This is a genomic window from Periweissella fabalis, from assembly GCF_012396505.1.
GTDB lineage: Bacteria > Bacillota > Bacilli > Lactobacillales > Lactobacillaceae > Periweissella > Periweissella fabalis.
The window spans coordinates 60,989-85,998 of sequence record NZ_JAAXPN010000001.1 but is presented as its reverse complement, the minus strand read 5'-3'; the positions used below and the strand labels follow the sequence as shown (position 1 = coordinate 85,998).

General features: G+C 35.9%; 26 protein-coding genes and 1 other annotated feature (1 of these 27 cut by a window edge). Of the genes, 4 read left to right on the top strand and 22 right to left on the bottom strand.

Annotated elements, in window-relative coordinates; translation table 11 throughout:
• Positions 1 to 11: 11 nt before the first annotated feature.
• The 15 genes from HF964_RS00445 to HF964_RS00375 all read right to left on the bottom strand — a co-directional run bounded on the left by HF964_RS00445 (position 12) and on the right by HF964_RS00375 (position 12,642).
• On the bottom strand, positions 12 to 806 hold the full coding sequence (locus HF964_RS00445) for an ABC transporter permease (protein WP_168721087.1): 795 nt from the start codon (positions 804 to 806) through the stop codon (positions 12 to 14).
• Positions 806 to 1,615: an ABC transporter permease gene (locus HF964_RS00440; protein WP_168721086.1), complete on the bottom strand. Its 810-nt coding sequence runs from the start codon at positions 1,613 to 1,615 to the stop codon at positions 806 to 808. The genes HF964_RS00445 and HF964_RS00440 overlap by 1 nt, the downstream gene beginning before the upstream one ends.
• A complete protein-coding gene (locus HF964_RS00435; protein ID WP_420850119.1) occupies positions 1,615 to 2,697 on the bottom strand; it encodes an ABC transporter ATP-binding protein in 1,083 nt (360 codons plus the stop codon). Before HF964_RS00435 ends, HF964_RS00440 begins: the two co-directional genes overlap by 1 nt.
• Before the next feature lie 243 nt (positions 2,698 to 2,940).
• A complete protein-coding gene (dltD, locus tag HF964_RS00430) occupies positions 2,941 to 4,215 on the bottom strand; it encodes a D-alanyl-lipoteichoic acid biosynthesis protein DltD (protein ID WP_168721084.1) in 1,275 nt (424 codons plus the stop codon).
• The gene (gene dltC / locus HF964_RS00425; protein WP_168721083.1) at positions 4,208 to 4,447 is read right to left on the bottom strand and encodes a D-alanine--poly(phosphoribitol) ligase subunit DltC; all 240 of its coding nucleotides are present in this window, start codon (positions 4,445 to 4,447) and stop codon (positions 4,208 to 4,210) included. Before dltC ends, dltD begins: the two co-directional genes overlap by 8 nt.
• A 24-nt stretch (positions 4,448 to 4,471) precedes the next feature.
• On the bottom strand, positions 4,472 to 5,737 hold the full coding sequence (dltB, locus tag HF964_RS00420; RefSeq protein ID WP_246220215.1) for a D-alanyl-lipoteichoic acid biosynthesis protein DltB: 1,266 nt from the start codon (positions 5,735 to 5,737) through the stop codon (positions 4,472 to 4,474).
• Complete coding sequence (gene dltA, locus HF964_RS00415) at positions 5,734 to 7,272, bottom strand: D-alanine--poly(phosphoribitol) ligase subunit DltA (protein WP_168721082.1); 1,539 nt, start codon at positions 7,270 to 7,272, stop codon at positions 5,734 to 5,736. The genes dltB and dltA overlap by 4 nt, the downstream gene beginning before the upstream one ends.
• A 30-nt stretch (positions 7,273 to 7,302) precedes the next feature.
• Positions 7,303 to 7,452 (bottom strand): teichoic acid D-Ala incorporation-associated protein DltX, encoded by a 150-nt coding sequence (locus HF964_RS00410; RefSeq protein WP_168721081.1) that lies wholly within the window; start codon positions 7,450 to 7,452, stop codon positions 7,303 to 7,305.
• A 264-nt stretch (positions 7,453 to 7,716) separates the two neighbouring features.
• Positions 7,717 to 8,484, bottom strand: coding sequence for a ribonuclease HII (locus tag HF964_RS00405; RefSeq protein ID WP_168721560.1), 768 nt, complete (start codon positions 8,482 to 8,484; stop codon positions 7,717 to 7,719).
• Positions 8,465 to 9,370 carry a ribosome biogenesis GTPase YlqF gene (ylqF, locus tag HF964_RS00400; protein WP_168721080.1) on the bottom strand — a complete coding sequence of 302 codons (906 nt, stop codon included), beginning with the start codon at positions 9,368 to 9,370 and terminating at the stop codon, positions 8,465 to 8,467. The genes HF964_RS00405 and ylqF overlap by 20 nt, the downstream gene beginning before the upstream one ends.
• 2 nt (positions 9,371 to 9,372) lie before the next feature.
• The gene (locus tag HF964_RS00395) at positions 9,373 to 9,594 is read right to left on the bottom strand and encodes a YozE family protein (protein WP_168721079.1); all 222 of its coding nucleotides are present in this window, start codon (positions 9,592 to 9,594) and stop codon (positions 9,373 to 9,375) included.
• On the bottom strand, positions 9,594 to 10,187 hold the full coding sequence (locus tag HF964_RS00390) for a YpmS family protein (protein ID WP_168721078.1): 594 nt from the start codon (positions 10,185 to 10,187) through the stop codon (positions 9,594 to 9,596). Before HF964_RS00390 ends, HF964_RS00395 begins: the two co-directional genes overlap by 1 nt.
• Before the next feature lie 17 nt (positions 10,188 to 10,204).
• Positions 10,205 to 11,101, bottom strand: a complete 897-nt coding sequence (locus HF964_RS00385) for a GDSL-type esterase/lipase family protein (RefSeq protein ID WP_168721077.1) — start codon at positions 11,099 to 11,101, stop codon at positions 10,205 to 10,207.
• A 152-nt stretch (positions 11,102 to 11,253) separates the two neighbouring features.
• Positions 11,254 to 12,105: a DegV family protein gene (locus HF964_RS00380; RefSeq protein WP_168721076.1), complete on the bottom strand. Its 852-nt coding sequence runs from the start codon at positions 12,103 to 12,105 to the stop codon at positions 11,254 to 11,256.
• A 57-nt stretch (positions 12,106 to 12,162) separates the two neighbouring features.
• Complete coding sequence (locus tag HF964_RS00375) at positions 12,163 to 12,642, bottom strand: hypothetical protein (RefSeq protein WP_168721075.1); 480 nt, start codon at positions 12,640 to 12,642, stop codon at positions 12,163 to 12,165.
• A 133-nt stretch (positions 12,643 to 12,775) separates the two neighbouring features.
• Here HF964_RS00375 and HF964_RS00370 point away from each other — a divergent pair, with 133 nt between their 5' ends.
• The 3 genes from HF964_RS00370 (at position 12,776) to HF964_RS00360 (ending at position 15,507) form a co-directional block, all read left to right on the top strand.
• Positions 12,776 to 12,988, top strand: a complete 213-nt coding sequence (locus HF964_RS00370) for a DNA-directed RNA polymerase subunit epsilon (protein WP_168721074.1) — start codon at positions 12,776 to 12,778, stop codon at positions 12,986 to 12,988.
• Between the two features lie 4 nt (positions 12,989 to 12,992).
• Positions 12,993 to 14,672 (top strand): ribonuclease J1, encoded by a 1,680-nt coding sequence (gene rnjA / locus HF964_RS00365; RefSeq protein ID WP_168721073.1) that lies wholly within the window; start codon positions 12,993 to 12,995, stop codon positions 14,670 to 14,672.
• 199 nt (positions 14,673 to 14,871) lie between these two features.
• Positions 14,872 to 15,507 (top strand): HAD family hydrolase, encoded by a 636-nt coding sequence (locus tag HF964_RS00360; RefSeq protein WP_168721072.1) that lies wholly within the window; start codon positions 14,872 to 14,874, stop codon positions 15,505 to 15,507.
• A gap of 160 nt (positions 15,508 to 15,667) precedes the next feature.
• Here HF964_RS00360 and glpK read toward each other — a convergent pair whose 3' ends face one another.
• The 5 genes from glpK to HF964_RS00335 all read right to left on the bottom strand — a co-directional run bounded on the left by glpK (position 15,668) and on the right by HF964_RS00335 (position 19,781).
• A complete protein-coding gene (gene glpK, locus HF964_RS00355) occupies positions 15,668 to 17,167 on the bottom strand; it encodes a glycerol kinase GlpK (protein ID WP_168721071.1) in 1,500 nt (499 codons plus the stop codon).
• A 68-nt stretch (positions 17,168 to 17,235) separates the two neighbouring features.
• Complete coding sequence (locus HF964_RS00350) at positions 17,236 to 17,424, bottom strand: 2-hydroxymuconate tautomerase (RefSeq protein WP_168721070.1); 189 nt, start codon at positions 17,422 to 17,424, stop codon at positions 17,236 to 17,238.
• A gap of 53 nt (positions 17,425 to 17,477) precedes the next feature.
• Positions 17,478 to 18,380, bottom strand: a complete 903-nt coding sequence (locus HF964_RS00345) for a YitT family protein (protein ID WP_168721069.1) — start codon at positions 18,378 to 18,380, stop codon at positions 17,478 to 17,480.
• 227 nt (positions 18,381 to 18,607) lie between these two features.
• Positions 18,608 to 19,351 (bottom strand): LrgB family protein, encoded by a 744-nt coding sequence (locus HF964_RS00340; RefSeq protein WP_168721068.1) that lies wholly within the window; start codon positions 19,349 to 19,351, stop codon positions 18,608 to 18,610.
• Between the two features lie 4 nt (positions 19,352 to 19,355).
• Entirely contained in the window at positions 19,356 to 19,781 is a 426-nt protein-coding gene (locus tag HF964_RS00335) for a CidA/LrgA family protein (RefSeq protein WP_168721067.1), read from the bottom strand.
• 291 nt (positions 19,782 to 20,072) lie between these two features.
• Between HF964_RS00335 and HF964_RS00330 the strand changes: the two genes are divergently transcribed.
• Entirely contained in the window at positions 20,073 to 21,443 is a 1,371-nt protein-coding gene (locus HF964_RS00330) for an MFS transporter (protein ID WP_168721066.1), read from the top strand.
• A gap of 135 nt (positions 21,444 to 21,578) precedes the next feature.
• On the opposite strand, the gene metF is transcribed toward HF964_RS00330, so the two are convergent.
• A complete protein-coding gene (gene metF / locus HF964_RS00325; protein ID WP_168721065.1) occupies positions 21,579 to 22,466 on the bottom strand; it encodes a methylenetetrahydrofolate reductase [NAD(P)H] in 888 nt (295 codons plus the stop codon).
• Entirely contained in the window at positions 22,453 to 24,720 is a 2,268-nt protein-coding gene (gene metE / locus HF964_RS00320; protein WP_168721064.1) for a 5-methyltetrahydropteroyltriglutamate--homocysteine S-methyltransferase, read from the bottom strand. Before metE ends, metF begins: the two co-directional genes overlap by 14 nt.
• 89 nt (positions 24,721 to 24,809) lie before the next feature.
• Positions 24,810 to 25,010 (bottom strand) — a binding site (T-box leader) (it continues 50 nt past the right edge of the window).

Sequence of the window (25,010 nt, the reverse complement as noted above, 5' to 3'; positions counted from 1 at the left end):
TTACCCTTCCCCTATTTCGTTAACCGAGCCTTTTTATCGCTATATGTCGTATATAAATAATACGCAAGAACTAATAACAACGAAACAGCAAACATTAATGCGGATAAGGCATTAATTTCAAGGCTAACTCCTTGGCGAGCTCGTGAGTAGATTTCAACTGATAATGTGCTAAAACCATTCCCAGTAACAAAAAACGTCACCGCAAAATCATCTAATGAGTATGTTAATGCTAATAAAAAGCCGGCCATAATACTTGGCCAAATTTCAGGAATCACAATTTGTGATAAAATGGTCCCCCGATTAGCACCCAAATCTCGGGCAGCTATTATCAAAGTATTATCCATTTCCCGTAATCTCGGTAACACCATCAATAAAACGATAGGAATCGAAAAGGCAATATGGGAAATTAAGACACTCACAAAGCCTAATGAGAAACCTAAAATTGTAAATAAAATTAAGAAACTAACTCCAATTGTCACATCAGGCGAGACTAATAATACATTATTCAATGATGAAAAAACATTAAGGTTTTTTTTATTATGGAAACTATCTAAAAATAATGCTCCTATTGTACCAATAAATGCTGCAATGGTTGCTGAAGAAATTGCTAAAATAAATGTATCTAGCAAAATCTTTAATAAACGGGTATCTGCAAAAAGTTGTTGATAGTGAATGAATGAAAAGCCACTCCAACCACTCATAATCGTGCCACTATTAAATGAATAGGCCACTAAAAAAATAATTGGTATATACAGTAAAACCATTATCAGTAAGACATAGCTATTGCCTAATATTTTCTTTTGCATTATTTTTGTTTACCTCGTTCCCGTGTAAAGTACATGGTCACCGCCATTGCCAAAATTAAGATAATCGCAATTGTCGATCCCATGTGCCAATTTTGCGTAACAATAAAATGTAACTCAATAGCTGATCCAAGTGTCATTACCTTATTACCACCAATCAAGGTCGTTAACATAAATAAACTCAAGCTAGGAATAAACACCGCTTGAATTCCTGATTTAATTCCATTGATTGATAATGGCAATACTAACTGTCTCAATGTATTAATTGGCTTAGCACCTAAATCCCGACTGGCTTTTAGGATATCGGTATCAATTTCATTAATTGAGTTATAGATTGGTAATAACATAAATGGTAATTCTAAATATACAGCAACAAAAATAAAGCTTACATGGTTAAACAATAAATTATGCGTTCCAAAGCCAAGTGTTAGCAATAATTGATTAATTAAGCCGCTTTTGCTCAGAAGGCCTAAAAAAGCATATGTTTTTAATAAAACATTAATCCACGTTGGTAAAATAATTAACATCAACCACAACTGGCGGTGCTTCAAACGACTTAATACGTACGCAGCCGGAAAACTAATAATAAATGTAATCGTAGTAATAATTAGTGCATAAAAGACAGAATTAAAAGCCATTGGTAAATACACTGATGAGGTAATAAATTCATGAAAATTAGCTAACGTAAAATGGCCCTGCGCATTAGTTAAACTTTGATAGATTAACAAACCAATCGGAACAATTACAAAAACAGCAAGCCAACTAATATATGGAATGGCGAAAAACGCCTTTGCTCGAATATTATTCTTCATTATTCACCCTCGTAACTTTCAATTCGGGCATCAAAATCATCTTCTGATTCATTAAAACGCATCACATGAATATCTTCTGGGCCAAAATCCAATCCTACGCGAGCTCCAACTGAACTTGGATTAGTCGCTTGAACTTTCCATTCATTGCCATCATCATCAATCGCTGTAATTTCATAAAAATCCCCACGAAATGACTGGTCTGCAATAGTAACAATCAATTTACCTTGGTCAACTGGTACTAAATCTAAGTCTTCTGGACGTAAAACTACTTCAACAGGTTCATTTAACTGCATCCCTGCATCTAAATTTTCAAAATCTTTACCAACGAAATTAACTAAATAATCTTGTTTCATAACACCATTGATAATATTACTTTCACCAATAAAATCAGCTACAAAATGATTAATTGGTTCATCGTATATATCAACTGGTGTACCATTTTGTTGGATTTTGCCATCATTCATAATGAAAATCCAATCTGACATCGCTAAAGCTTCTTCTTGATCGTGTGTCACGAAAATAAATGTAATCCCTAAACGCTTTTGAATCGCACGTAGTTCTGATTGCATTTGTTTACGGAGCTTGTAATCAAGGGCAGATAAAGGTTCGTCAAGTAACAGAACTTCAGGCTCATTAGCAAGAGCGCGGGCGATTGCAACGCGCTGTTTTTGACCTCCTGACAATTCCTGAATTGCACGATTTTCAAATGCCTCTAGCTTAACTAGAGCTAGCATTTCACGCACCTTCGCTTTGATTTTGTCCTTGGGCATCTTCTTTAATTTAGGCCCAAAGGCAACATTATCAAAAACGGTCATATTTGGAAAAAGAGCATAGTTTTGGAAAACTGTATTCACTCTCCGATTTTCAGCTGGAATATTATTAATAACTTTTCCATCAAACAATATTTCACCTGCATCAGCAGATAATTGACCGGAAATTAAGTTCAAAATAGTTGATTTACCGGATCCCGAAGGACCCAACAAGGTATAAAATTGACCTGTTGCAATTTCAAAGCTAATATTCTTTAAAATCTGATTATTATCAAATGACAATCCAACATTTTTAAACTCAATCACGGGCAAAACCTTTTTATCCAATATAACATACCTGTTCTTTCTTAAATTTTGTCACGGCTTTTATATTACACAATAATTTTCGTTTTTACTATATAAATTTACTTAACAATGTACAAATAATTGATTAACCTAAGCTATTTTCATTCTTAAACTTAACAATAATTAACTTTGCTTAGCTAATCATTTGGTTTTATGTATACAAAAAAAGATGGGCATTATTTAAATATAATGTCCATCTTTTATTAAAAATTATTTAAATGTATTTACATCATTGTTAATAGGATCAAAATTGTTCCAATCATGTGATATAAAATGATTATTTAAATGATACATTGGAGCTGGTTGCTTGTGTTCAAGGAATGGTGCTACACCTTGATCAAAAGCTAACCATCCACGCCAACCTAAATGAATAGTATCTTCCATAAAGTATGGTTCATTTCCACGACGTGATAAATCAACAATATTCTTGAAGCCTTGTGAAGTTAATTGATACTTAATCTTGCGAACCGATGCTTGATACATATTCTCATTTAATCCCGTATACTTGGCCCATTTAGAATTAACTGGTGGAATAACAAAAATGACATTTGTATGTGTTTTTGCTAACTGCGTTAGATCAAGTTGAAAATCACTATATTCCGCCGATTGAGTATAATTAAAGTGGGCTTGAGCATTTCTTAATGAAGGGAAACTACTACCAATACGGTTAGTAAAGAAATTATCTAAAATTCCAAATCGGTTATTACGCGTTTGTGCTTGACCGAGTTGCACTGCTTTAGCATCTAACCTTTCCGCATTATATGGCTGTGGTAATTCCTTAACCTTTGGGATAACGCGTTTCTTCAAATTATCACCAACATTAATCCGTGAGAAAAAGGCATCCTCGTTCCTATGAACGGTAGTATTAAATCGAATATAATTTAAATCTGTAGCTGATAATTTATTACCATCAGCAACCTTTTGAATTAAATCAGCATATGGTACGTTAGGATATGTTGCTAACAAACGCTTAGCAGCATATCGATCAGCGTACGTTCCAGTTTGATTTTGTAAAAAAGCTAAAGCCTGATCTTTACTAAAATAAAATTGGAAAGCTGCACTTTGTTGATCAGCTTTAGTAAACCACTGAGGTGAAACAAAGAAAACCGCTTGCTTATGATGCATATTTTTCATAATTTGTTGCATCCCAAAATATTGGGTTAGTGCTTCAGCCCCTTTTTGTCCCAATAAAAAAGGTTGGTAATTACGGTGATAAGCACGTGCTAACACAGCTGGGTGAAACGCATCCATCCGATTCCATTCACTTGACCCAAAGAACGGTACAAATCGATGATCTTCATCAGATAAAGCCATATTCTTTAAATAAGACTGGCGAAAGACAGTTGGTGATAATGAAACAGCCGCTTGTTCTTCAAGAGGTAAATTATGCTTGTGCTTATCAAGTGGGCCAATAAATAACACCACAAGCACTAATGCAAGCGCTGCAATGACTGGCCCAAAAATCAAAGCTAATCGCTTAAGCATTCTTTAACCCCTTGATTCCGGCAACAATTTTGTTACCAGTATTCCAATCATCACGACCTAATTCAGAAACAGGTACCTTAATGCCAAACTTTTCTTCCATAGCAACAATTAATTCAACTGTCCCCATTGAATCTAAAATCCCTGCATTATACAAATCTTCATCCATGATATCTGAAATATCTTCCATGAACAAATCGTCAATCATTTCAATTAATTCTGCTTGAATATCCATTATTTAAACCTCTTTCGTTTTTAACTATTTAATGTTGTGAAACCATAACTGATCTAAGAAACCAGAGAATAATAAGAACGTAATCATAACAAATTGGAAGGTTACAACAATCCCTAAAGCCTTAGTCCATTTGTTACTTGGTAGTGGTCCTTTACCAGCTAAACGGCGTTCTTTATTAACTTTCTTCTTTTTACGAATCCAAGCATCGTTAACAACCATTGCTAACCCATGCAATAGACCATAGGCGATATAATACCAATACTCTCCGTGCCAGAATCCCATGATTAACATGTTAAGGATATATGCCACACTAGATGTTACATTACGATTTTTAAAAATTTTATTCTTAACTAATACAAAGACAATTCGCATGAAAACAAAGTCTCGGAACCAAAAACTCAAACTAATGTGCCACCGATTCCAGAAATCTTTGATATTTGGTGATTTAAATGGTTGATTAAAGTTCATTGGAATTTTAATCCCCATTAAGTATGAGATTGCGACAGCAAACATTGAATAACCCGCAAAATCAAAGAACAAATCAAACCCGTAAGCATACATTACTCCAATCGTTGGCCAGTTAAGAAAACCACCAATTGCTAATGCTTGTGCTTTTAATGGCACTAATAGTATCGTCCCAAAGAAGTATGCTAAGACATACTTATAAAAGAATCCTAACATTAAATACCAAACTGCTTTTTCAATCAAATTAAGATATTCTTCCCGATCAGGAACATTATCATAATCCTCTTCAAATCGCCGATAGCGATCAATTGGGCCTGATGAAATTGTTGGCATAAATAACATAAACCGTAGAAAAGTACTGAGCTTAATTTCTTTTAAGACTCCATCACGCATTTCCATAATCATAGCTACTGATCGAAATGTTAAATATGAAATTCCTAAGAAACCTAATAACGAGTTGTTGCCATCATTAATTGCAGGGGTTACTTTAACAAAAATCAACGGCAAAATTGCTAAGAAAACAGCTCCCGCGAAGACCGGAAATGTGTCATGTTCCTTACGGTAAGCATGATAAGCAAAGACAATAATTGTTTGCCATACAACATACGCCACTAAGGCAAATAGTTGATGATAACTAGCTCCAGTGTACATCACAACAATAAAGCCTAGCGACACCAAGGATTGATAAATTTTTAAGCGGCGGCCAAAAAACATTGCAACCACAATTGGAATTAAAAATGCGAGTAACCATGCAAAGTATTTTGGTTCACCATATGGTTGCCAATTAGGAATCGACTGCAGCCATTGTATTAAACCTTGCATCATCGATTATTTACCTCGGCAATCAAACTCTTAATATTGATTTTCCCATTTGGCGTAATTGGTAAGTCTTCACGATAAATGAAACGTGAAGGCATCATGTAAGGCATCATTAAGTCTTTAAGACTTTCTTTGATGGCCTTAGTCAAAGCTAAGTTGTCACTAGCATCAACATCTTCTTTAACCACTACATATGCTAACAACTGTTGAACTTTATGTTCTTTATTGTACCGTGGTACTGCTACGGCTGCTTTAACATATGGTGATAAGTTTAGGACATGTGAAACTTCCTCCAATTCAATTCGGAAACCATTAAATTTGATTTGGAAGTCCATTCGACCGCCATATTGAAGCACACCATCAGCATCAAAGCTACCTAAGTCACCGGTATGATAAGCTGGTTGGCCTTCATATTCAAAAAAGACCGCAGCTGTTTTTTCTGGGTTATTAAGGTATCCTTTGGAAACGTTTGGACCGGCAATAATAATTTCACCTTGTTCACCGGCTGGTAAAACATTTCCATCTTCATCAAGTACGACTGTTGTTGAACCTGGTTTTGGTAACCCAATTGGCAAGCGTTCTCCACTTGTTAACATTGCTTCAGTGATAGCGATTGCTGATAAAGCAACTGTCGCTTCCGTAGGACCATATGAATTAATAATCCGAGCTTTTGGAAAACGGGCGTGCAACTTTTGTGCTGTTTTTACAGTTAATTCTTCACCACAGAAGTAGAAATGCGTTAAGGTTGGCATTTTTTCAGCACAGAAGTCCTCTGACAGCATTGCCATTTCAGCAAATGATGGTGTTGAAGTCCACACTTGAATTGGTAATTTTGGTAAATAGGCAAACAACTTTTGGAAATCACTAATGATATCCTTTGGTAACGCAAATAATGTTCCACCCTTAGCCAAAGTTGGTGCCCAATACATTACTGATAAATCAAATGAATATGGTGGTTGCGCCAACATTTGTGGTTGGTCAGGAACCATAAATTCATTATCAGTAATCATCCAATTAGTGAATGAAAGTAAGTTAGTGTGTGAAATTTGAACACCCTTAGGCTTACCAGTTGTACCAGAAGTAAAGATAATATAATAAGTATCATCTGCCATAACTGGGTGTGTTAATTCGTAAGTATTATTAGCTTGCATTTGCACTGTTAGCTCTTCAAAGTTAACAACAGGCAAGTCGGTAACTTCAATTTGAGATGGTAAAGCATCAATGGCTAAAATTGCTGCTGGCTTACCTATTTCCAAAATTGCATTAATACGATCTGCTGCTGATTCAACATCTACGGGCATATAAGCATGCCCAGATTTTGAAAGTGCTAAGAAACTAACTAACATTTCAAATTGTTGGCCACCGTAAACTAATACGGGACTTTTTTCAGGTAATGCAAGTGTTTCAATGTATGCTGCCAAACTATCTGATTGAGCTTTTAAATCGGCATATGTGTGCGTATCTCCTAAGAAATCATATACAACTTGATTTGGTTGTGTATTAGCGTACATATCGATTGTCTTAATAATATTTTCGACCATTGGATATTCCTTTTATTTATTTTTTAAAAGTTAGAATTCGTTGTAAATGAAGCCACCTTGACCATGTTCAGCATATCCATACATATAAAGTAGGAACATAAAAACAATAAAATAAAAGATGGTTTGCGCTATAAAGCGGATTGCTTTGTTTGAGAGTAGCTGCTCAATAGAATTAAACATTGCTGACCTCCTTAATTCAATTTAAAGCCGAAATGTTATCATTTGCAATCAAATGGTAACATTTTTGAAATATTTCAACTTATTTATCATACGTTATCCACTAACATGTGACAAGTCCTTGCCATTAATTTAACGCAGCTTTAAAATTTTCTAAGTCAAATTTTAAAACCATAGCGTTATTTTAACATATAAATGAATATATAGGTGTACTATACCACATAGGACACGATCCGCCAAATAAATTAATTAAAAACACACATGATTTTAAAGATATTTTTTAACTGGCGCAAATGTTTTTCGATGAATCGGACTTACACCATGTGCTGCCAAACCAGCTAAATGTGCTACAGTTCCATACCCTGCATTACTAGCAAAATCATAACCTGGATATTTAATATCATAATCGGCCATAATCTCATCACGTTTAACTTTTGCAATAATACTAGCCGCACCAATCGATGCTGATTTAGCATCCCCTTTAATTAACTTATCTTGTTGTATGTTAACATCCACAACCATCGCATCAACTAAAAGATAATCCGGAGTTGGTTGTAATTGTTCAATTGCTTGCTTCATTGCAACTCGGCTAGCTTCATAAATATTAATTTGATCAATTTGTTGGGCATCGACAATTCCAAAACCAACGGCACTAGCTTGATTGATTATTTGTGGTGCTAATTCACGACGTTTTTTATCAGATAATTGCTTTGAATCATTTACTCCCAGCAATTCAAAATTGGCCGGCAAAATTACAGCAGCAGCAACAACTGGCCCGGCTAATGGTCCACGACCAACCTCATCAACCCCAGCAATCATCTGATACCCTTGTTTTCTAAGTGTACGTTCAAAGCTGAGATGTTCTTGAAAAGCTATCTTTGCAGTCATTAACTTGGCATATTTACGTTGCCACTGTGTCAATGCTGTTTGTACACCTTGTCGCTGATCATCCGCCAAAATAGCTAGTAGTGGACTATCAGGTGACGTAATTGTTGCTAGTTGTGCCTTAATTTCTTTAATCGTTTGTTTGGGCATCACTTTCAACTACTTCCTCTTTACTGTCATCTTCGTTTACTAATGGTGCTTTTTCGAGAGTATATTGGCAAATACGACCGCGCCGTAAATCAAGTAAGAGGCGTTCTGAAGCACGATCATAGTCATCTTTAAAACCAAGCTTTTTAGTGATTAATAATAAGATATCAACATCTGTTAATTTATCAAAAATATCTTCGTCTAGATGGTAGCGTTCAATTAAAGCTGGCTGATTATCTTCACGAAAGAAGCCAATTAAACTCAAAGCTACATCATCTTTGGCAATTAAAGTGTCTTTAATAGCACCTGTAATGGCTAAGCGCTTGCCAACTTCAGGATCCTCAAATTTGGGCCAAAGTACTCCTGGTGTATCTAACAATTGTAAGTTAGTTGGTGTTTTAAGCCATTGTTGTTTTTTTGTAACACCTGGTCGATCACCTGTAATGGCTACATTTCTTGTAACTAAGTGATTTAACAAAGTTGATTTACCAACATTTGGAATTCCAGCAACAATTGCTCGTAGTGGCTGATCTTTAATTCCTTTTTCAGCATCTCGTGTTAATTTAGCCGCCAAAACTCGCTTAGCTGCCTTAGTAATAATTTGTGGGGTCATATGGTCACGTGAATCAAGTCCTACCGCAGCAATTCCTTGTTGACGGTAATAAGCTAACCACTTTTTAGTCTCACCTGGATCTGCTAAATCAGTCTTAGTCATTACAAGTAGACGGGGTTTATCCCCAATTAGTTCATCTAATTGCGGATTACGTGATGCATTCGGGATACGTGCATCGACAAGTTCAAAAACAATATCAACTAAATGTAGGTTCTCACGCATTTGTCGAAATGCTTTTGCCATGTGTCCTGGGTACCATTGAATAATTTGTGCCATATTTATCCTTCACTTTCTTGATAACGCTGCCAAGTAGTATCAAAAATATCCATACTTGGTAAATAACCAGCGTTTAATTCTAAATATTCTGAAATTTCATGATAATCAATTGCTTGCTTTGGGAATGCTTGATCTAAAAATGCATTCTGTGCAAAATTACTGATTTCATCATATGCTAAATGATTTCGTTGTGTCATCAGAAATTGATAAAATGATTGATGCATTACTTTACCTGTCCTTCAAATACGAATTTATTATTAGGAATATCAATTGCTTGTGCTTTAAATTTAAAACCATTAGCTGTTTTTAATTGATTTAATTGTAGGACAATTTCGTTCTTGTTAGGCTTTATTGCAACCCAATCTGGAACATTATAAGTCCGAGCAAAAATCCCCAATACTAAGCGTGTGGGTAATTGTAGTTGTCCCACATTGATTGCATGTGCTTTTAAAATAATATTACCGTCATTTGTTACTTGCGGAACCATCGCAATCCCTGCGTCCAAACTTTGACCTAAGACGTTTACTTTACCATAAATATTTACGTAATCATTAATGACAAAGGCAATTTTTTGTCCCTGCCCCACTTGCTTATTTGTTAGATAATGTGTTGCTAGTTTATTAATCTGATTCTTATTCAATACAATGTTAAATGAACTATCATCCGATCTAATTGTTTTACCAGTATCTGCTGAATTGATAGCTGGAGTGTTGGCTAAGGTTATACCAACGCCTAATCCTAGCATAATAAGTAAAACTAAGATCCAAAAACCAATAAACCAACCATTTTTTCGCTTCTTTGTTTGTGTATTGCGCATATGTACATCCTCCTTATTTATTCTTGATATTGCCATTTATCATGTAAAAGCATTTGTTTTGCCAATATTTTTGTCATCGCATCATATCCCTTGGCATTAGGATGAAAATGATCCGCTGGTGAAAGAAAAGCATTTTTTTCATTGGCTTGATCACGAGTATTTGAAAGTGCTGCTAAAAAATTGGCTCCAGTTTGATTTGCTTGCGCTACTAAAGCCTGACGAGCATGCTTATTTTGATATTGACCATACGTTAATTGATTAAAAATTGATACATAATGGCCATGATATTTATTAACTATTGTAGCATTTACTTGATTATAGGTCTCAACACTTGTATTGATTGCCGTAAAATTGGGAAAATATACATATAATGGGTTGTAATTGCCAAACAAAAAAATCGATGCATGCTCGTTATAACTACGGACAGTTGTTAAAAGTTGCATTAAATTTTTTTGATAATTAGCCACTGATGCTGCCACCAATTTATTAACTTGTGTCGCTGAATGGTCAACAATTGTTCCTTGCAAAATCTTTAATAAATCATTCCCACCTACAGTCAAAACAATTACATTGGCCTGTTTTACGGCCTGTTGTTGCATTGTACTATCTTTGAGACGCGCTAAAATTTGATCAGAACGATCACCTTCCTTACCTAAATTAATCGCTGTTGTTGGAATTTTGGTCTGTTGCTGAATAACTTTAGCAATTCGGGTTGGATAACCCATTTGCTCAGTTGTATCACCAACGCCTTGAGTTAATGAGTCTCCGAGTGCTACGATTTTTAAATTTTTAACAGTCTTTGGCTTAACTACTGTGTTATGTATGGGTTTATGCATCTGTTGACTAACCCAATAACCACCACCCAATAAGATAATTATGCCAAAAATTATGGCAAACCATTTTTTATTTTTCATTGCCAATCACTCCCTTATTACGCGATAGATAACCTAATGAAAAGTTCGCATGATTCAATAACTGAACCATGCGAACTTTTGAGTATTAACATTGTAATTCTGTAATTACAAATAAACTACTACATCAATGTGCTGACACGTTAGTCAGTGAATTATTCACCAAATTCGTAAATTACAGCAAGTGCCCCAACTCCAGTATGTGTGGCAATAATTGGTGACGTTTGATCAACGAAGATTTCAGCTGCTGGGAAACGCTTGCTAATTTCTTCTTTAACTGCTAAAGCATCTTCTAAATTGCCCGCATGTGATAAGCCAACACGTTTGATTGAGCCATGCGTTGCCATTTCAGCATAGCAATCTTGATAGGCCTTGTTAATGACTTTCATTCCGCGGCCCTTAGCAGCAATCGTTATTTTACCATCGATTAATTCAATAACGACTTTAATATTTAAGAAACCACCGATAAAACCAACTGCTTTATTAAGCCGACCACCAGCAACCAAGTTATCTAAAGTTGGTACCGTTAAGTATAATTTCGTATGATCACGAACATTATTGATTGCAGCAATAATTTCTTCACGTGAAGCACCTTCTTTAGCCATCTTGGCGGCAGTTACAACTTGAAAACCTAAAGCACGGTCAGTCATTTGTGAATCAATCGCTACAACGTCACCTTTAGAAATTTGTCCAGCTTGTTCGGCTGAGTGGACAGTTCCTGAAAGAGCATCCGTCATATGAATACTTAAAATTTGAACATCTTCACCAGCTTCGGTTAACTGGTCATAAGTATCAACAAACGCACCTAATGCCGGTTGACTGGTTTTAGGTAGTGCTTGGGCTTTACTCATTTTATCCATAAATTCAGTCCCAGTGATTGTAACACCATCACTATAGACGGTACCGTCAATCATTACTGTTAGTGGTACAACGGTAATATCAAAATCTTTAATTTCATCTGTTGATAATCGTGCTGAAGAATCAGTTACAATTTTAACTTGGGTCATGTTATTTTCTCCCATATCCTGTTTAGCTTTTCACTATTTCCTATAATTATATCAAAGTCATGCACGTGTGTTAAGTTTTTCAATATCGTGGGTATATTCTAGCGTCACTTGATTAATAATGTAGGTAATGTCAATATGCCACTTATGATCATCTAATGCTTGCCAAAAATCAGTAACTTTAAAGGGCTTTTTTAAACCTCGATAGCCATTTAAATCGTTTTTACACGCATAATCATTTAATATATTCTCTAATTCAATCATTGTGATTACTTGGTTAGTTATTCGTAGATCGTCAAAGATAAATTCAAAAGTCATCACGCCATGCCCCCATACATTAGCGACCAGTGTTGAACTAATTGGTTGCTTTTGTCTGAAAACTTCTGGCAAATTATCCTGAGCATAGCGCATTGCCTGATTAGTTGGCAACTGACTAGCCATTATCAGTTGATTAGTGGTTGTTTTAGCCGCATGTCGTCGAATAACTGAAATAATAATTAGCACCAAAATCAGTACCGCAATTATTAGAATAAAAAACATACACTCCTCCTTATCATCTGAATACTTAAAATTAATTGAAAATTATTGTACAATGACAATATACATGATTTTTGGTACAATATAAACAAGTCTATGTCGTGAAAATTTTTTTAATTAAGGAGTACGAAATTTAATGGTATTCAAGATTTACTACCAAGAAACAAAAGCACAAAACCCTAAGCGGGAAAACACACGGGTAATGTACGTAGAAGGCGCTAGCTTAGCTGAGGTTCGTCATAACGTTGAAACTAAAACTACCCACAACATCGAATTCATTGAAGAATTGTCGACGGCGGCACTCGAATATGAACAAGAAAGCGTTAACTTCTCCTTAACGGAGATCTAACTTAATGGGCAAACAATTGGATATTCGTCCAGATGAGACTGCGATTTATGCTGTCGGTGGCCTCGGCGAAATTGGGAAGAATACTTATGGTATTCAGTTTGGTGATGAAATCATTGTCATCGATGCTGGTATAAAGTTCCCAGAAGATGAATTACTTGGAATTGATTATGTGATTCCTGACTATTCATACTTAAAAGAAAACGTCGAAAAAATCAAAGCTCTCGTAATCACTCATGGACACGAAGATCATATCGGAGCAATTCATTATTTTTTAAACGCCGTCAATGTTCCGGTGTATGCTGGTCCCCTAGCTTTAGCTTTAATTAAAGGTAAACTTGAGGAACACGGATTATTGAATTCAACTGAGTTACATGAAATCAATGAAGACTCAATCTTACAATTTGAAAATATGAAGGTTGAATTTTTCCGCACAACTCACTCAATTCCAGATACATTTGGGGTTGCTATTACTACACCAAGTGGTGTTATTGTCGAAACGGGGGATTTCAAATTCGATCTAACGCCTACGACAAAGCAGCCACCTAACTTGCAAAAAATGGCTCGAATTGGTTCTGAAGGCGTATTAGCCTTAATGTCTGATTCAACTAATGCTGAACGACCTGAGTTTACTAAATCGGAACAATTTGTAGCCAAATCAATCAAAAAGATATTCAAGAATGTCAATGGCCGGATTATTTTTGCAACTTTTGCTTCAAACCTTTCGCGGGTTAAAGTCGCTGCTGAAGTTGCAATTGCTGAAGGTCGTAAGATTGCAGTCTTTGGTCGTTCAATGGAAACGGCTATCAATAATGGTCGTGAACTAGGTTACCTCGATATTCCTGATTCTTCCTTAGTTGATGCTTATGAAATCAACCACCTTCCAGCCGAAGAAGTGATGATTTTATGTACCGGCTCACAGGGTGAACCCATGGCTGCCTTGGCACGAATTGCTAATGGTACTCACCGACAAGTTTCAATTCAACCAAATGATACGGTTATTTTCAGTTCATCACCTATTCCAGGTAATACCCAATCTGTTAACCGTGTTATTAATGAATTGGAAGAAGCTGGTGCGACAGTCATTCATGGTAAGATTAATAATATTCACACTTCTGGTCACGGTGGTCAAGAAGAACAAAAATTAATGTTGGCGTTAATGAAACCTAAATATTTCATGCCAATTCATGGTGAATACCGGATGCTAAAGGTGCATGCTGGTTTAGCTGAGGAAATCGGTGTACCACTTGAAAATAGTTTTGTCCTTGATAATGGTGATGTGCTTGCATTAACTAGTGATTCAGCACGCGTTGCCGGTCATTTTAATGCAGAAGATGTCTATGTTGATGGTAACGGAATTGGCGATATTGGTAATGTTGTGTTACGTGATCGCCAAATGTTGTCACAAGATGGTTTAGTAGTAGTTGTTGCTACTATTAATCTTGCAAACAAAGAAATTACGGCTGGCCCAGATTTACTTTCACGTGGTTTCGTTTATATGCGTGAGTCTGGTGACATGATTAACGAAGGTCGCCGCCGTGTTTTTGCTACTATTCGCCGGGCAATGGAAAATCCCAACGCTAATGAAAACACAATTCGTAATGCAGTGATTGAGGACTTACAATCATTCCTTTATGAAAAGACTGAACGAAAACCTATGATTTTACCTATGTTTATCATGATTTAATCATATAAAAACTGTGTTTCAAAAGGCAGATAATTTTATCAAATACGAAAAAGACTGAATTTTTATAAAAAATTCAGTCTTTTTTGATTTCATTCGTTAACTGGATACTTTTTATTTAAAGTTAGATTTCATTTACAATCATCATTAAAAATCGTTATAATTAAATAACATTAACTTTAATCAATTGAGGTAAGTAACTATGAAGAAATTTATTATTTTCGATGTCGATGGCACCCTCCTTGATACCGAAAAAATGTACATGAAATCACTCCAATTAACACTTGCCAATCATGGCATTGAAAAAACATATGCCGAGGTTTATAAAATATTTGGACTACCATCAAAAGAAGCTCTTGAATATTTTAACATTGATGATGTTGGGACTATCCAAGCCGAGTGGCAAAGTCATTACCATGATTTTTGGTCAGATGTTGCTTTATTTAATGGTATCACAACAACCTTAGCCAACTTAAAACGTAATAATACTAACCTAGCGATTGTTACATCAAATACTAAGGCTGAGTTTACTGATCATATTGATGGCTTTGATATTGTTGATTATTTTGATGCATTTGTTTTTGCAGGTGAAACGCGTCGTATGAAACCGTTCCCTGATCCGATTTTAGCAGCACTTGAAAAGCTTGATGCTAATGCCGAGCAATCAGTTTACATTGGCGACTCAATTCATGATATGAAAGCTGCCCATGCAGCCGGAATTGATTTTGCATTAGCAAGTTGGAGTATTCCTAGCTTAGAACCTTTTAATGATTTGCAAGAATATACACTTACTAAACCTAGTGATATCCTCAACTTATTGACAGATACTACTGACTAAGTTCAAAAGTATCATTAATTTAACTATGCCGCCTATATTAAATAAAGCACTGTGCTAACAAACGAGTAATACCGATAAATACAACACCGCCGCCTTGCAGAAAAATTCTACAAGGCGGCGGTGTCGTATTTTATCAAATTTTTATAACGTATTTTAATAACTAATTTTTAAATGCTTGTGCTGCCTTAACGGCCATTTGCCAGCCTGCGTATTTACGTGCACGTACAGTCGGAGGCATTTGACTTGTAAAAGTATCTCTTAGTTGCCACATTTGCTTGAGTTCTGCTTGATCTTGCCAGAAGCCAACTGCTAAGCCTGCTAAGAAAGCTACACCTAGAGCTGTTGTTTCAGTGATAATTGGACGTTTAATATCGCATGCCAAGATATCTGCTTGAAATTGCATCAAATAATCATTATTAGATGCACCACCATCAACAGCCAATGCAGTAATTGGTAAATCAGTATCTGCAACCATCGTCGTTATCACATCACGAGTTTGATAGGCCAATGACTCAACTGTTGCCCGCACAAATTGTTCCTTTGTTGTTGCTCGAGTTAAGCCAAAGACTGCCCCTCGCATATCTTGATCCCAATATGGAGCTCCTAGACCCGTAAATGCTGGAATAACATATACATTATCATCTGAATTTGCTTTTGTTGCCAATTCATCAGTATCACTTGCACGTTCAACTAGCTGCATGCCATCACGTAACCATTGAATTGCTGCACCGGCCGCAAAAACACTTCCTTCAAGGGCATATGTTACTTCGCCATCCAAACCATAAGCAATTGTGGTTAATAACCCATTATCTGAATATTTTGGACTTTTACCAGTATTTAGCATAATGAATGCCCCAGTCCCATAGGTATTTTTAACCATACCAGGTTCAAAGGCTGCTTGCCCAAATAATGCAGCATGCTGGTCACCTGCAATACCAGTAATAGGGACTTTAATTCCATAAAAACCATAATCTTGTGTGTATCCAAACTGTCCTGATGATGGCTTAACTTCCGGCAATAAACTTCGTGGAATATTAAATAATTCCAGGAGCTCATCATCCCACTCAAGAGTGTTAATGTTAAATAACATAGTACGACTAGCATTTGAGTAATCCGTAGCATGTTTGTGCCCATTGGTTAATTTATATAAAATCCAAGTATCAATCGTCCCAAACATTAACTCGCCACGTTCAGCTCGTTGTCGAACACCTGGAATATTATCTAAAATCCACATTATTTTGGTAGCACTAAAATATGAATCAATAACTAACCCTGTTTTTTGATGAATAACTTTTGTGTATCCAGCTGCTTTTAAGTTGTCCGCAATCTCAGCTGTTTGCTTTGATTGCCAAACAATAGCATTATAGACCGGTTCTCCAGTTACACGATCCCATATCACCGTTGTTTCACGTTGATTAGTAATACCTATACTCGCAATCTTAAAAGGCTTGATATTTGCTTGAATTAGCACATCGGCGATAACTTGCTGAACAGTTGCCCAGATTATATTAGCATCATGTTCAACCCATCCAGAATGTGGAAATATTTGAGGTAATTCGTGTTGGGCAATTTTGACAATTTCTCCTCGCTTATTAAAAATAATCGCACGGGTACTTGTGGTCCCTTGATCAATTGCCATAATAAATTGTTCATCTGTCATTTACTATATCCTCTACTTTGTATTCAATTAAAAGATAAAAAAGACGTGGCTAATGACCACGTCTTTTTTTAGTTTTCATCGCTCTTTAAGACGCCGCCAACTGCGTAACGCTCTTTAGCCATTTCATTAACAACAACATGTACGTGTGCAGCAGGCGCCCCAGTATTTTGAGCAACTGCATTCGTCACATCTTGAACCATTTTCTTAATAGCTTCTTGTGAACGACCTTCAATTAATTCAATATGCACAATTGGCATTTGCGCTACCTCGCATTAAAATATATTTTATTTATACTGTGATTATACTCGTTTTATTTAAGACTTCCAACCGTTGATTGTTGGCGAATCAGCTTTTGTGCATCTTCATCCCAGAAATTACCAGATAAGTCAACGGTGCTAACCAAGTTAATAAATGCATCGTTATCAGCACGTTTGATAATATGTTCCATCTCGTATAATTCATAACGTGAGATGACAATCATCAATGTTTTTGATTCTTGTCGGGTATATGCTCCTTGTGAATTCAAAATAGTAATACCACGAACTAACTCTGCATGTAAAGCTGCAACTACTTCATCAGCATGCGTTGTAACAATGAAGGCCGTTAAGCGTTGATGACGAGTATGCAATGTATCTATGATGCGTGAAGAAGCGTAAATACCTATGATGGTATACATTGCATTTTTCCAGCCAATATTAAGTCCTGCAATTGCCACAATCACTGAGTTAATCGTCATACTAATTGTACCAATTGACTTTCCGGTGGTCTTTTGAACAACCATTGCTACAATATCCATCCCAGCAGTTGAGAAACCATAACGAAACGTTAATCCTGTCCCTGCACCAACTAAGAGCCCACCAAATAATGATGCCAGAAGTGGATTAGTTGTTAACCGTGCTACAGGCAATATCACAATTAAAAATGACGTTAAAAATGAATTAATAAAACTTAGTACTGTAAATTGCGGTCCAATTTTTAGCCAACCGATAATTGCAATTGGAATATTAAAAAGTAATACGAAGACCCCAGCAGAAACTGTAACTCCAAATGAAGTATGTAATACCCATGAAAGTAATTGCGAAACCCCGGTAAAACCACCTGCAAAAATATTATTAGGTGTCAAAAATTGATTGAGGGCTACTGCTTCAATAATCCCGGTAAACACCAAGACTAAAGCTTTCATGCCGTATTCATAAAATCGACGTTTGTTCATAATGCCACCACAAATCCTTTATTCTTAATTTAATAATTATTGCATATCTAGCAAATTATTCCTATTAAAAAAATTCAATTTGAATGTTAATTCAGTATTTATTTTTTCACTTTATAAATGGTATGTGATTTGGCATCAACAAGTAGCTAAAAAGTTTGGTATCTTCGAAATACTAAAATGCCTCTCAAAAGAAAAATTCTTCAGAGAGGCATTTATTATTATCTAATTTAAAAACCAATAAATTTGGCAAAAATTGGTACAACAATATCAACAACTAATCCAACAACAACCACGGAAATGGCGGCCATAGCACCTTGTACTGAACCGTATTCCATCGCCTTGGCAGATCCAATTGTGTGCCCAGCTGTCCCAAAGCCAAGTCCAATCCCAATTGGATTATTTTCAAGTTTGAACCATTTAACCAATTTATCACCTAAGGCCATGATCAAGACGGCGTTCAAAATTGCTGTCATCGCTGTAATTGCAGCAGCTGTAACTCCTGCTTGACCACCAACTATGTTAGCAGAAATTTGGATGGCAATTGCAGTTGTAGCTGCTTGTGGCAACATCGCACCAAGAGACGTTTGACTAAGGCCAAGTACTTTACTAATTCCAAAAATTAGGAGCAATGAAATAACCATCCCAATAATCAATGAAAGGAAAATTTGCATCCAATATTTGTGTAAAATATCACGTCGCTTATATAGTGGTACCGCAAAAGCTACAGTGGCAGGGTTTAAGAACCAAAAGATAATATCGCCCCCCAGCTTATAATTTGCATAAGACTGAGCAGGTGTAATATGGGCTAAACGGCTAACAATCAATAAGATTATCACACCTAGAACCATCACAACAAATAATGGCTGAAATAAGAAAAAACCTTTAGATTTCTTAAATAAAAATTGTCCAAATACGAATGTTACAATTGATAGAAAGATTCCCCAAAATGGAGTTTGTAAAAATAATGCCATGTACTTAGTCCTCCCCATTTACATTTTCTAAATGTAAATCTCCATGTTCTTTAGTTAAATATTTAAAGACTAATTTTGTTGTCCAAGCCACACTTAAAAGCATAATGATTGTTGACAAGACAATAATTGTAATTAATTGTGCCCCTTCAGCCTTCAAAATATCTAATGAAACCATGATTGATACTCCTGATGGCACGAATAAGAACCCGATTAATCCAATTAATACTGATGAAAAGTCATCAATATCATCAACTTTAACAATTTTAAATTCTAAAGCTGCATACAAAAGTACTAAACCGACTAATGGTGTTGGAACTGGAAATTTTGGAAATGATAATTTCAAAACATATGAAACTGTATAAGAAATGAATAAAACAATGGCATAAATAAAGAATGCCTTTAAAATTTTAGGAATGTTGATATCTTTCATCCTATAACTCCTCCGTTATTTATAAAAATTTATGTAAAACATTAACAACTTAAAGTATACCAAAGATTTATAAATAGCGATAGATATAATATGTAAGCGCTTAACCTTTTTTGTAACTTTTTATTATTAAGAAATTAATAATAATAGTAGTTGCATTAATAGCATTTTTTTGTATATAATTATGTACATAGATATAAAAATATCGTACAGATAACACTTTATGTGTCGAAGAACAGAGGCGATTCCTATTCAATGGGAGTTATCTCTGTTTTTTTGTGTTTAGGAGGAATTATGACTCACAAGCTTCATCTTTTGCCAGCTGTAATTGCAACTGGCCTTTTATCTTTTAGTGGTGTACTAATTGAGACTGCAATGAATGTTACTTTTCCAATTTTAATTGATCAATTCAACATTAATCCAAGCACTGTCCAATGGGTAACTACTATGTATCTACTAGTAATTGCAATTATGGTACCGTTAACTAATTTTTTACTAAAAAGATTTGCTCTTAAGCCCCTTTTTATCATTGCTAATTTGTTATTTATATTAGGTTTAAGTCTAGATTTATTAGCATCTAATTTTGTAATGCTTCTTATTGGCCGCTTCTTTCAAGGGTTTGGTACTGGAATTGGCTTACCATTAATGTTTCACATCATTTTAACCTTTGCACCTTTAGCTAAACGTGGCTTAATGATGGGTATTGGAACATTAACAACATCAATTGCTCCAGCGATTGGTCCAACTTATGGGGGATTGTTGACAACAAATTATTCGTGGCACTACATCTTTTTATTTTTAATTCCTATCTTAATAATTTCTTTAGTAATAGGTATTTACGCGATTCCATATATAAAACCTAACAGTACTAGTTCACTTGATACAATCCATTTAGTTAGTTTAGCAATTTTCTTTACCGGTATGTTAATTTTTTTAAATGAACCCACTAAACTAGCAAACATTGGCTTATGCTTTTTGGGACTTGTTGCCGGTGGTTTTAGCATTTATCGTGCCAAAACAAGTCCTTATCCATTGCTACGTTTGCATGTCATTACAAACCGTCCTTATAGAACCTTTTTATTGAGCTTTTTGGCCATTCAAGCATTGTTTCTTGGTGGTTCATTTGTAATTCCAACATTTATTCAAGTCAGCCTTGGTTACAACGCATTTATTGCCGGTGCGGCAATGATTCCTGGTGCTCTAATTAGTGCCTTATTAGCTCCCATTGCTGGTCGTTTACTTGATCAGGTTGGACCACAAAAACCAATTATTGGTGGCTTAAGTATCGCTTGTTTGGGATTGCTAATTTTAATTGTTAGTTTCTGGCAACATACAATTTTATTTTTAATAATTGGTCACGCAATATACTCAATTGGGACAGGATTAGCGTACAGTAATCTAATGACAGCTGGTATGAACACCCTCTCTTCTAAGGAATATGGTGATGGATCAACAATCTTTAACACCCTCCAACAGTTTATAGGTGCGGTTGCAACTACAGTAGTTGCTACAATTATGACGATTGCACAAGCTAGTCAATCTAATCAGATTATTGGAACAAATTTAGGTGCTATTATCGGTCTTGTTTTCCTATTCATTTTATTATTTATCGCCTTATTGAGTTGCATAAACTACTTTAAAAGATATCATGTTTTAACAAACTAATATTTGCGAAAATGAATAAGGAGTCTAACAAAAGGCGCCCACATAATGAATAAAATTTAAAAAGGCTGAATTTGTAAAAAATTCGGCCTTTTTTGTAGTTTATGAACTTATCTGTCTTTGGGTATAACATTATTTTTACGACATCGTCTTCATTTCGGTTGCATCTTCAAATAATGTATGGGTTGCTTGCCAAATTAATTTAGCATTGTCAGCATTATTCATAGTATATAAATGAATCCCGTCAACGCCTGATGAAATTAAATCAACAATTTGATCAACCGCAAACGCAATGCCAGCGTCACGCATAGCCAATGGCTTATTTTCATAACGTGATAAGATAGATACAAATTTTTTAGGTAATTTAATTCCAGTTATTTGCGCAATACGTTCCATTTGTTTTTTATTGGTACATGGCATAATACCAGCTTCAACCGGGACGTCAATATCTGCCAATTCAAGACGCTCTTTAAAATTATAAAAATGCTTATTATCAAAGAAAACTTGCGTAATTAAATGACTAACCCCTGCGGCTACTTTTCTTTTCAAATACCGAATATCACTAACAGTTGAAGTTGATTCTAAATGAACTTGTGGGTAACATGCCCCGGCAATGTCAAAAGTTCCATATTCTTTAATAAAAGCCGCCAGATCATCGGCATGTTTAAATTCACCAATAGGAATTTGGTCTTTAATAGCATCCCCACGCAGAACTAAGACATTTTTAACATCATGGGCCACTAAAGCATCTAATAATCTACGAACCTCATCTTTTGATTGATATAATCCTGGAACATGGGCAACCGCAGGAATTTTTAAATCATTTTGAATGAAATCAGCCACTTTAATTGTATCTTCACTCTTAGTTATCCCACTAGCTCCTAATGTTACGGAGATAAAATCTGGTTTAATTTGCTCTAAATCAACCAATGTTTTTTGTAAATGCTCGATGCCGACTGCCGTATGTGGTGGAAATACTTCTAATGAGAAAACTAGTTTTTTATCGAATAATTCAGTCAATCCCATTTAACTTCCCCCGCACTTCAGAAGTTGCTGCTACTAAGTTTACTAGACTTGCTATAACTTCCTTATCACCACGTGTTTTTAAGCCACAATCAGGATTAATCCAGACCTTTTGAGCTGGCAACTTAGCCAAAATCTCGTTGATAATATCAACAAGTTCATCCTTACTTGGAATCCGTGGTGAGTGAATATCGTAAACTCCAGGACCAACTTCGGTTTCAAAATTATTAGCTCTTAAATCTTCAATCAATGATAAATCAGACCGAGAAGCTTCAAATGAAATCACATCGGCATCCATATCATCAATGGCTTTAACGATGTCGTTAAATTCGCTATAGCACATGTGGGTATGAATTTGCGTGGTTGGTTCAACCTTACTGTGTACTAAGCGAAAGGCTGGCACAGCCCAGTCAAGGTATTCCTTGAACCAATCACTCTTACGAAGTGGTAATTTTTCACGTAAGGCGGCTTCATCAATTTGAATAATCTTAATCCCATGTGCTTCAAGATCAAGGACTTCATCTTGGATGGCTAACGCAATTTGCGTTACCGATTCTTCAGGCGTGATATCTTCACGTGGAAATGACCAGTTAAAGATGGTCACTGGTCCTGTGAGCATTCCCTTCATCCATTTATCAGTTAAACTTTGCGCGTAAGCTGACGTTTCAACCGTGATGGCTTCTTTACGACTAACATCCCCCCAGATAATTGGGGGCTTAACGGCCCGTGAACCATATGATTGCACCCAAGCATTTTTGGTAAATTCAAACCCAGCTAAGTGTTCCCCAAAGTACTCCACCATGTCGTTACGTTCAAATTCACCATGGACTAAAACATCTAACCCAATTTCTTCTTGGAATTTAACGATATCAGCAATCTTTTCGCGGTTGAAGGCATCATATTCTGCCCGCGTAATTTCACCTTTCCGGAACTTGGCACGGTTACTACGCACATCCGCCGTTTGTGGGAATGAACCAATCGTCGTCGTTGGTAATTCTGGTAAGTTAAATTCAGCTTTTTGAATCTTCGCCCGTTCTTCACGAGATGGTTGCCGGTGGTAGTCCGCTTCAGTCAATTGATCAATCCGGGCATGCACATTGGCATCAAATGGGTGATTAACACTGGCAAACAATTCTTCGTTTGCCGCTAAATCCTTATCACCGTTACCAGCTAAAATAGTATCAAGTTCTTTTAGTTCCGTTAACTTTTGGACGGCAAAGGCTAAGTGTTGTAATAAATCTGGATGCAAGTTAGGTTCATTAGCTGTGGTAAAAGGGGCGTGGAGTAATGAACATGAAGTTGAAAGAATATAATTTTCAACGGAAAGACTCTTGATTAACGTAATTGTTTTCCGATATTCATTCCGCCAAATATTCTTACCGTTAACAACCCCCGCAAACAAAATTTTGTCATTTGGGAAACCTAGTTCTTTAATTAATTCACGGTTGTATTTACCTTCAAGTAAGTCCAACCCAAGCCCTTCAACTGGCAGTGCTACTAAAGTACTGTAGATATCACGAACATCGCCAAAGTAAGTTTGGATATTAACTTTGAAACCGTGTTCTTGCGCTAATAATTGGGTGTAGATATCTTGGAAAAAGGCTTTATCTTCATCCGTTAAATCAAACACTAAAGCAGGTTCATCAATTTGTAACCATGCAATGCGCGTTTCGTTTAAATTAGCAAAGATTTCTTGGTAAGCAGCAATCGTATCAGCAGCAAAATCAGCGGCTTGCTTAGTACCAATGTAACGCGCTAATTTGAGTAACGTAAACGGTCCGACAATTGAAGCTTTAACATTAGCGTGTTTACTAGTTGCAAGTGCTACATCATCAAATAACCGGTTGCCAGTCACTTTAATTTCAGTGGTATCGTTAATTTCAGGCACGATGTAGTGATAGTTAGTGTTAAACCACTTCTTCATTGGGAGGGCCTTAACTGATTTTTCACCTTCTTGGTAACCACGAGCTAAAGCAAAGTATTGATCCAAATCACTTAGCCCTAATGCACGGTATCGATTAGGAATAATGTTAAGTAAGTATGCTGTGTCCAAAACGTTATCAAAAAATGAAAAATCACCAACACTGACAAAATCAATTCCTGCTTGAGCTTGGATATCCCAGTGTTTTTCTTTAATAACAGTTGCTGCTTCAAGTAATTCAGGCTGTGTTGCACTATTTTTCCAATACTTTTCAGTAATACGTTTTAATTCACGGTGTTCACCAATTCGTGGAAATCCTACTATTATTGTTGTCATACTTATATCCTCCAAAATGCCATTCATTATTTTTATTTTCAATTCACGTTGCTTTTTAGTCAAAAAAAATCCCGTAGCCTATTACTAGACTACGGGACGAAAAAATTCCGTGTTACCACCCATTTTCCAAAGAATATCACTATCCTTTGCTCACAAGGTACATCTATTAAGAGATACCTACACGCGATAACGGGCGTTTTGCCGAATAAAGTTTACTACTAAGTTCACCTTATTACGATTCAGAGACCATCTTCAATACCATTATGATACTAACTTTCACCACTACGTTA

Bases quoted from the DNA above. Each gene is read 5' to 3' on its own strand.
- HF964_RS00380 (WP_168721076.1), bottom strand. From the start codon at position 12,105: ATGACCCAAGTTAAAATTGTAACTGATTCTTCAGCACGATTATCAACA.
- rnjA (WP_168721073.1), top strand. From the start codon at position 12,993: ATGGGCAAACAATTGGATATTCGTCCAGATGAGACTGCGATTTATGCT.
- HF964_RS00360 (WP_168721072.1), top strand. From the start codon at position 14,872: ATGAAGAAATTTATTATTTTCGATGTCGATGGCACCCTCCTTGATACC.
- HF964_RS00350 (WP_168721070.1), bottom strand. From the start codon at position 17,424: ATGCCAATTGTGCATATTGAATTAATTGAAGGTCGTTCACAAGAAGCT.
- dltC (WP_168721083.1), bottom strand. From the start codon at position 4,447: ATGGATATTCAAGCAGAATTAATTGAAATGATTGACGATTTGTTCATG.
- HF964_RS00335 (WP_168721067.1), bottom strand. From the start codon at position 19,781: ATGAAAGATATCAACATTCCTAAAATTTTAAAGGCATTCTTTATTTAT.
- dltB (WP_246220215.1), bottom strand. From the start codon at position 5,737: ATGATGCAAGGTTTAATACAATGGCTGCAGTCGATTCCTAATTGGCAA.
- HF964_RS00390 (WP_168721078.1), bottom strand. From the start codon at position 10,187: ATGCGCAATACACAAACAAAGAAGCGAAAAAATGGTTGGTTTATTGGT.
- HF964_RS00375 (WP_168721075.1), bottom strand. From the start codon at position 12,642: ATGTTTTTTATTCTAATAATTGCGGTACTGATTTTGGTGCTAATTATT.
- HF964_RS00445 (WP_168721087.1), bottom strand. From the start codon at position 806: ATGCAAAAGAAAATATTAGGCAATAGCTATGTCTTACTGATAATGGTT.
- HF964_RS00370 (WP_168721074.1), top strand. From the start codon at position 12,776: ATGGTATTCAAGATTTACTACCAAGAAACAAAAGCACAAAACCCTAAG.
- metE (WP_168721064.1), bottom strand. From the start codon at position 24,720: ATGACAACAATAATAGTAGGATTTCCACGAATTGGTGAACACCGTGAA.
- HF964_RS00345 (WP_168721069.1), bottom strand. From the start codon at position 18,380: ATGAACAAACGTCGATTTTATGAATACGGCATGAAAGCTTTAGTCTTG.
- HF964_RS00440 (WP_168721086.1), bottom strand. From the start codon at position 1,615: ATGAAGAATAATATTCGAGCAAAGGCGTTTTTCGCCATTCCATATATT.
- HF964_RS00340 (WP_168721068.1), bottom strand. From the start codon at position 19,351: ATGGCATTATTTTTACAAACTCCATTTTGGGGAATCTTTCTATCAATT.
- HF964_RS00395 (WP_168721079.1), bottom strand. From the start codon at position 9,594: ATGCATCAATCATTTTATCAATTTCTGATGACACAACGAAATCATTTA.
- HF964_RS00385 (WP_168721077.1), bottom strand. From the start codon at position 11,101: ATGAAAAATAAAAAATGGTTTGCCATAATTTTTGGCATAATTATCTTA.
- metF (WP_168721065.1), bottom strand. From the start codon at position 22,466: ATGGGATTGACTGAATTATTCGATAAAAAACTAGTTTTCTCATTAGAA.
- HF964_RS00410 (WP_168721081.1), bottom strand. From the start codon at position 7,452: ATGTTTAATTCTATTGAGCAGCTACTCTCAAACAAAGCAATCCGCTTT.
- glpK (WP_168721071.1), bottom strand. From the start codon at position 17,167: ATGACAGATGAACAATTTATTATGGCAATTGATCAAGGGACCACAAGT.
- dltA (WP_168721082.1), bottom strand. From the start codon at position 7,272: ATGGTCGAAAATATTATTAAGACAATCGATATGTACGCTAATACACAA.
- ylqF (WP_168721080.1), bottom strand. From the start codon at position 9,370: ATGGCACAAATTATTCAATGGTACCCAGGACACATGGCAAAAGCATTT.
- HF964_RS00405 (WP_168721560.1), bottom strand. From the start codon at position 8,484: ATGCCCAAACAAACGATTAAAGAAATTAAGGCACAACTAGCAACAATT.
- HF964_RS00330 (WP_168721066.1), top strand. From the start codon at position 20,073: ATGACTCACAAGCTTCATCTTTTGCCAGCTGTAATTGCAACTGGCCTT.
- dltD (WP_168721084.1), bottom strand. From the start codon at position 4,215: ATGCTTAAGCGATTAGCTTTGATTTTTGGGCCAGTCATTGCAGCGCTT.